General features: G+C 63.9%; 6 protein-coding genes. 4 read left to right on the top strand and 2 right to left on the bottom strand.

Features of this window, described 5'->3' with window-relative positions:
- Positions 1 to 71: 71 nt before the first annotated feature.
- The 4 genes from JOZ00_RS11605 (at position 72) to JOZ00_RS11590 (ending at position 2,683) form a co-directional block, all read left to right on the top strand.
- Entirely contained in the window at positions 72 to 440 is a 369-nt protein-coding gene (locus JOZ00_RS11605) for a VOC family protein (protein WP_293322567.1), read from the top strand.
- 77 nt (positions 441 to 517) lie between these two features.
- Positions 518 to 1,978 (top strand): FAD-binding oxidoreductase, encoded by a 1,461-nt coding sequence (locus JOZ00_RS11600; RefSeq protein WP_293343902.1) that lies wholly within the window; start codon positions 518 to 520, stop codon positions 1,976 to 1,978.
- 170 nt (positions 1,979 to 2,148) lie between these two features.
- On the top strand, positions 2,149 to 2,382 hold the full coding sequence (locus JOZ00_RS11595) for a hypothetical protein (RefSeq protein WP_293322566.1): 234 nt from the start codon (positions 2,149 to 2,151) through the stop codon (positions 2,380 to 2,382).
- Positions 2,372 to 2,683 (top strand): type II toxin-antitoxin system PemK/MazF family toxin, encoded by a 312-nt coding sequence (locus JOZ00_RS11590; RefSeq protein WP_293343900.1) that lies wholly within the window; start codon positions 2,372 to 2,374, stop codon positions 2,681 to 2,683. Before JOZ00_RS11595 ends, JOZ00_RS11590 begins: the two co-directional genes overlap by 11 nt.
- 84 nt (positions 2,684 to 2,767) lie before the next feature.
- On the opposite strand, the gene JOZ00_RS11585 is transcribed toward JOZ00_RS11590, so the two are convergent.
- Entirely contained in the window at positions 2,768 to 3,862 is a 1,095-nt protein-coding gene (locus JOZ00_RS11585; RefSeq protein WP_293343898.1) for a cytochrome P450, read from the bottom strand.
- Between the two features lie 56 nt (positions 3,863 to 3,918).
- Positions 3,919 to 4,041 carry a hypothetical protein gene (locus JOZ00_RS11580; RefSeq protein WP_293343896.1) on the bottom strand — a complete coding sequence of 41 codons (123 nt, stop codon included), beginning with the start codon at positions 4,039 to 4,041 and terminating at the stop codon, positions 3,919 to 3,921.
- Between the last annotated feature and the right edge of the window lie 1,069 nt (positions 4,042 to 5,110).

Raw genomic sequence — 5,110 nt, 5'->3', positions numbered from 1 at the left:
TCGAATTGGTATCCGGAACGACGTCTCGGCTCAAGCGTTTCAGGGTCAGCCGTTGAGTGAGCGGTGAATTCATGCCCCGCCTGGACTACGTGATCCACTACGTCGCGTCGCTTGAGCGCTCTGTGGCGTTCTACCGCAACGTGATCGGGCTTGCGGTGCGAATCGAGGGCGACGGCTACGTCGAATTCGAGATGGAGAACACCAAATTCGCGCTTTTCGAACGGTCGAAGCTGGCCGGGCTCATCGGTCGCGAAGGCGGCGAACCGCCGTGCGGCGAGATCGGCTTCCTGATCGACGATGTGGACGGGGAAGCGGAGCGGTTGCGTGGGCTTGGTGTAGAAATCCTCAGCGGGCCGGTGGACCGGCCTTGGCGCGAGAGGACGCTGCACATCGCCGACCCGGACGGCAACATCATCGAATTCGCGCAGAAGCTGCGGTGATTCCCGGCGAATAGTCCTGCGACACGTCATGTGGCAGCGAGGCTTTTGTCCTTCGGTGGTCGACAATGCGGGACATGATGCAATCGCGGGAACCCGAGTTTGCGCGGGAGGTCTCGCGGCAGGCGTTTCTCCGGGCCGCCGTAGGAGCGCTGGCCGCCGGCGCGCTCGTCGGCTCGGGCCGGGCCACCGCCGCTCCGAATGCCTCCGGCTGGGACGGTCTTTCGTCCGCGCTCGGCGGGAAGGTGCTGCTGCCGGATAGCGGTCCGCAATTCGTTTCTGCCAAACAGGTTTTCAATACCAACTACAACGGCTTTACGCCGGCGGCGATCGTTACGCCGACGTCGACGGCGGACGTCCAAAAGGCGATGGCATTCGCTGCTGCCCAGAACCTCAAAGTCGCTCCACGCAGTGGTGGGCATTCCTACACCGGCGCGTCGACGGCCAACGGCGCCCTGGTGTTCGACCTGCGTCAGTTGCCGGGGGGAATCAACTACGACGCGGCCACGGGGCAGGTCACGGTGACACCTGCGACCAGTTTGTATGCAATGCACCAGACGCTGGCCGGGGCGGGTCGTGGCGTCCCCACGGGGACTTGCCCGTCGGTGGGCGCCGCGGGGCACGCCCTGGGCGGGGGCCTGGGCGCTCAGTCCCGGCACGCCGGCCTGCTCTGTGACCAACTGACATCGGCATCGGTGGTGCTGCCCGGGGGTCAGGCGGTCACGGCGTCGGCCGCCAGCAACCCGGATCTGTTCTGGGCGCTGCGCGGCGGGGGTGGCGGCAACTTCGGCGTGACAACGTCGCTGACCTTCGCCACCTTCCCCATCAAGGACGTCGACGTGGTCGAGCTGCATTTCCTCCCGCAATCATTCGCTCAGGTCCTCGTCGGTTGGCAGAACTGGCTGCGCAGCGCAGACCCACGCAGTTGGGCACTCGCGGACAGCATCACCGACGCGTTCGGCACGCAGTGCCGCATTGTCGCGACCTGTCCGGTCGGGTCGGGTGGCGGCGTTGCGGCCGCCATCGTTTCCGCTGTCGGACTCCAACCGGCCGCCACCGAGAACCACACCTTCAACTACATGGACCTGGTGAGATACCTGGCAGTCGGGAACCTCAATCCCGCGCCGCTCGGGTACGTCGGCGGATCCGATGTCTTTCCCACCGTCAACGCGCCCGTCGCGCAGGCGATCGCCGCGGCGGTCAACGCCTTTCCGCGGGGGGCGGGCCGGATGTTGGCGATCATGCACGCGCTCGACGGCGCGCTCGCCGGTGTGGCACCGGATGCCACGGCCTTCCCGTGGCGTCGACAGACCGCGCTGGTGCAGTGGTACGTCGAAACATCGGGCGACCCGGCTGCGGCGACCAGCTGGCTCAACACGGCACACCAAGCGGTGCAAGCCTATTCGGTCGGCGGCTATGTGAACTACCTGGAGGCGAATCAACCCGCTTCGCGCTACTTCGGCCCTCACCTCGCGCGGCTGACCGCGGTCAGGCAGAAGTATGACCCTGGACGGATCATGTTCTCGGGGCTGAACTTTTGATGCCCCCAGGATGGCGGTGCGGAAGACCACTCGAAGCGCTGACTGCAGCGGTGGATAGCCTCGACCAACGCGGAGAATTGTGACTGCCCCCCGTCGGGGCTGCCGCTCTTCTCCGAACCGTTCCTCATGCTGATCAGTGACTGTCTTACAAACCGTCGTACACTGTCGTTATGGCTGACACGATTACCTTCCGGCCGGACGAAGACACATTGAAGGCGCTGGAGGTTTTGACCAATGACGGCACGGCTGTGTCCGCAGCCATTCGATCTGCTCTCATCGATGCCGGACGACGCAAGGCTGGCGCAGCGATTCGCGCCGAGGCGGAGAGGATCGCCAAAGACGGGTCCGATCGCGCTGAGGCGATGCAGGTGCTGCGCGATATGGAGACGCTGCGTGCGTGGTGAGGTCTTTCGGTTGCATGCCCCGAGGGGAAGCCGCGGTCACGAACAGTCCGGTTCCCGCTACGCTGTCGTCGTCCAATCAGGTCAACTGCCTCTGTCGACCTGCCTGGTTGCCCCAACATCGACGTCGGCTCGTGCCGCCAGCTTTCGTCCCGAGGTCGAAATCGCCGGCACGAGCACTCGGCTGCTTGCCGAGCAGGCCGCGGCGATCGACCCCGGCCGGCTCGGCAAGAGCGTCGGCTTTCTCACCTTCGACGAGATGCGCCGCGTTGACGCGGCACTACGGATCGTCCTCGATCTCTGAACGCTGCGCCGTCACAGCGAGCGAAAACACTAGGGGTGCACGGCAATTCATCCGACGAAAGTGGCAAGGCCCCCGCGGTCTGATTTAATGCCAGCGCAGCGGCAAACTCGACAGCCGGACCGCCTCCTCGAGGATAACCGGCGGCACTGACTCAGTATCTAACCCGAACGCGGGGATAGTGCGTAACCATTCGCTGACCAACACAGTCAACGCTGTTTTCGCCAGACTGACGGCCACACAGCGGTGCGGGCCCCCGCCGAACGCCCAGTAGTCCGCCCGCGACCCGTGGCCGTCCGCCATGTCTTCTTGGATGGCCGCCCCTACGCACAGCACGACCCGGGCCCCTGCCGGTATCTCGACACCCGCCACGGTGACGTTCTGAGCGGCCCTGCGGATAATCACCGGGGCCGGCGGCTCGCGGCGCAGCACGTCTTCGACGAATCCCTCAATCCCTGCGGGGTTTTCGCGGAGCGAAGCGCATAGCCGTGGGTTGCGGGCAAGGTCAAGAAACACGAAACCCACCGCGCTCCTAAACGGCGTAATGCCCGCAGCGATCAGCATCTCAACTACCGCGCACGCGTCAGCTTCGTCGAACCCATCGTCACCGGCAACCAACCGGGACATAACACCCGCAATATCAGGGCTGGCGCGGCGCTGCGCGAAAGCAGCCGCCAAATAGGCGAGCATCTCAACTTTTTGCACCAAATCCTCGAAACGGACACCTGTGACCGCGGCCAGAGGCGCCCGCTGGATCGCCCAAAGCGCTTTCTCCCAGCGCAGCAACCTATCCCCGTCTTGCGGCGGCAACCCCAACACTGTGAGAAGAACCTGAGCCGCGAATGGCTCCGCAACATCGGCGATCACCTCACAACTACCCTGCGGGGCCACCGCTTCGACCACCGCCGCGGCCTGATCTTGCAACGCGGGTTGCATCTGTTTCACCGCGCGGGAATTCAACAACGGCTGCAAGATTGCGCGCCAACGCGCATGGTCCGGCCGATCCAAAACGGGGTTGAGCGAAAACACTTCCGGGTTATGCAGCGCTGCGAGCACGTCATCGGCCCGTGTGAGGCAATAGCCATTCACAAACACGCTGTCCTCGACAAACACGACCGGCCCGCGCTTGCGCAGCGCGTCCCAAAGCTCGCTGCGATCCTCTGTGAAGAAATCAGGCAGCAACTTCTCACCGATCGGTTAGAGGTGATCTATCCCAGGCCGCACCTGCGGCGGCACACTCACACATCGCCGAAGTACTCGCGGATCTGGTCGAACTCGTCCAACAGGTACAGCTGCTCCCGCGCACGCCCCTCCCCCCCGTAAGGCAACCCCGCGCGCGCAAGCTCACTCCCGGACAGCACAACCGACTCACCGTGGAGTCGGACAGCGCTCGCACGGGCTCGGGGTTGGGGTCGTCCTTAGTCGGCTTGCCTGGCCTGGTCTGGACTCGCATCGAGAGCACAAGGGCCTCAACGTAAGAGGGCTTGAGCCGATCCAGCCGCATTGCTCCGAAAGGACCGAACTCCAAATGCTTGCGCGAGATGTTGGCGTACAGCTCTTTGGTGGCGTCTTTGCGGTCACTGGCGGCGAGGGTGGTGGTTCGCCAATGCACCAACCATGTGCCCACCGTCGAGGTGGCGTCCTTTGCAGGCTTCCCCTCATCCAGCCGATCTTGCACCTTGTCCAGTTCGGCCAGCGCGACCTTCTGCGTAGCGCCATAGACCGACACCCGTTTGCGTTCTCCCGTAGCGGAATCGACATAACTCAGCCGGGCTTCCCATCGCCCATCCGGACGCCGCCGGACTGCTCCCCGACCGTTTGCTGCTCGCTCAGCCACGAGGGCATCTTACCGCCCAATTGGGGTAAGAATTGGGGTCAAGGCCCTCTGGGGAGGGTCAAGTCCAGGGACGTGGTGTACGACGTCGTCGTGTGATTCTTCGATGTCGTGATTAGGCGGTCAGTGCCGCGGGGGTGACCTCCTGTTCTGTTGGTGTGGTGGTGAGTCGGGATTTGCTGAGGACGTCTAGGCCCAGGTAGCGGCGTGATTCGGCCCATTCTGAACCGCCGCACCGGCACCAAAGTCACCGTCCTCATCCACGACCTCGACATCCGCGTCCTCGACCGACACACCGGCCAAGTCATCCGCAAACTCGTCTTAGACCCCACCCGCGACTACCAACCCCGCGGCGTCAAATGCGGAAACAGCCCCAAACAGGCAATAGGTGTAAACCATGTCTCGGGACGCCCGTCAACGATGTCGCGAGACATGACAGTGGTAGCGGGGACAGTGTCTGATTCCACGACATAGTTGACAGATGTCTCGCGACATAGTTGACACCTCAGTTGTTATGGGAGGTCAGCCATGTCGAAGGCGCAGCTGGTCATCACCGCCGTCGTGCTCGAAGGACGCAGCAAAAGCGAGGTCGCCCG

Origin of the sequence: Mycobacterium sp. (assembly GCF_019243155.1) — a bacterium.
GTDB lineage: Bacteria > Actinomycetota > Actinomycetes > Mycobacteriales > Mycobacteriaceae > Mycobacterium.
This window is presented reverse-complemented; position numbering and strand designations above follow the sequence as displayed.

Excerpts from the sequence above, each read along its gene's own strand:
- JOZ00_RS11605 (WP_293322567.1), top strand. The coding sequence starts at position 72 with ATGCCCCGCCTGGACTACGTGATCCACTACGTCGCGTCGCTTGAGCGC.
- JOZ00_RS11600 (WP_293343902.1), top strand. The coding sequence starts at position 518 with ATGCAATCGCGGGAACCCGAGTTTGCGCGGGAGGTCTCGCGGCAGGCG.
- JOZ00_RS11595 (WP_293322566.1), top strand. The coding sequence starts at position 2,149 with ATGGCTGACACGATTACCTTCCGGCCGGACGAAGACACATTGAAGGCG.